The organism is Thermus sp., from assembly GCF_039793865.1.
In the GTDB taxonomy this organism is placed as follows: domain Bacteria; phylum Deinococcota; class Deinococci; order Deinococcales; family Thermaceae; genus Thermus.
Genome location: NZ_JBAMMI010000011.1, coordinates 1 through 1,265, shown reverse-complemented (window position 1 = coordinate 1,265; position 1,265 = coordinate 1). Strand labels below are relative to the sequence as shown.

The following is a 1,265-nucleotide window of genomic DNA, read 5'->3' as shown; positions in this document are numbered from 1 at the left end:
GGGCCGAGGTGGTCCGCGCGAAAAGCGAGGCGGAGGCCGAGGCCCTCTGGCGGGCGCGGCGGGCGGTGAGCCCCGCTTTGGGCCGCCTCCGCCCCAAGCGCCTGAACGAGGACATCGCCGTGCCCCGCTCCGCCCTTCCCCGGGTGGTGAGGGAGATTGAGGCCCTGGGGCGGGCCTACGGGCTTCTCGTGGTCCAGTTTGGCCACATCGGGGACGGGAACCTCCATCCCAACATCCTCTTTGATCCTTTGCGGGAAAGCGAGGAGCGGGCCTGGGAGTTGGCCCACGAGATCGCCCGGGTGGCCCTAAGGCACGGGGGGGTACTTTCCGGGGAGCACGGCATCGGCCTCATGAAGCGCCCCTTCCTGGAGGAGGCCCTGGACCCGGGGACCCTCACCGCCCTAAGGGCCCTCAAGGAGGCGCTGGACCCCGAAGGCCTCCTGAACCCGGGCAAGGTCCTGCCCTAGGAGGCTTTTCACACGGCTTTCAAGGGGCCGGGCTACCCTGCTCTCCAATGGACCGGCTGGCCCGGCTCCTCTACGGAGCCTCCTGGCTGGGTGCGCTCCTCGCCATGGGCCTCCAGCTCCGGTACCTGCCTCCCGTGGGGCCCCTCCTTCCGGCCTACGCCCTCTTCGCCCTGGCCTTCCTCCTGGCCCTCTGGCGGGGGCCCAAGGGGGCGCCCAGGGTGCTGGTCCACGCCCTGGGGGCCTACCTCCTCTTTGAGCTCTGGCGCTCCGGGGAGGGGTGGTGGGCGGTGGGCTTTTGGTCCCCGGCCCTCTACCCCCTCGCCGCCTTCGCCTACCCCCCGGCCTGGGCCCTCCGGGTGGGGGGGCTTTGGGCTTTGGCCCTGGTCCTCGCCCCCTGGGCCCTGGGGAGGGAGAGGGGCTTCCTCTACGCCCACTTCGCCCTGAGCCAGCTCGTGCTCCTCGCCCTCACCCTTCTCCTCGCCCGCTTCCGGGAGCTCCACGGCCAGGCCCGCTTCTGGAAGGAGCAGGCCCTCACCGACCCCCTAACGGGCCTGCCCAACCGGAGGGCCTTGGAGATGGCCCTGGAGCGGGAGGCGGCCCGGGTGGAGCGGGGGGCAAGGCCCTTCAGCCTTGTCCTCTTGGACCTGGACGACTTCAAGCGCATCAACGACGAGAGGGGGCACAAGGAAGGGGATAGGGTCCTTCAGGAAGTGGCCCGCTACCTAAAGACCCACGTGCGCAAAGGGGATCTGGCGGGCCGCTGGGGTGGGGAGGAGTTCGCCCTCCTCCTCCCCGAAA

Annotated in this window: 2 protein-coding genes; both read left to right on the top strand. The window is 70.8% G+C overall.

Annotation, left to right across the window (positions count from 1 at the left end; all coding sequences use genetic code 11):
* Positions 1-467: FAD-linked oxidase C-terminal domain-containing protein (locus tag ABJK26_RS00945; RefSeq protein ID WP_347240318.1), on the top strand; the 467-nt coding region annotated here is incomplete at its 5' end.
* 47 nt (positions 468-514) lie between these two features.
* On the top strand, positions 515-1,265 hold a 751-nt coding region (locus tag ABJK26_RS00940; protein ID WP_347240317.1), incomplete at its 3' end, for a GGDEF domain-containing protein.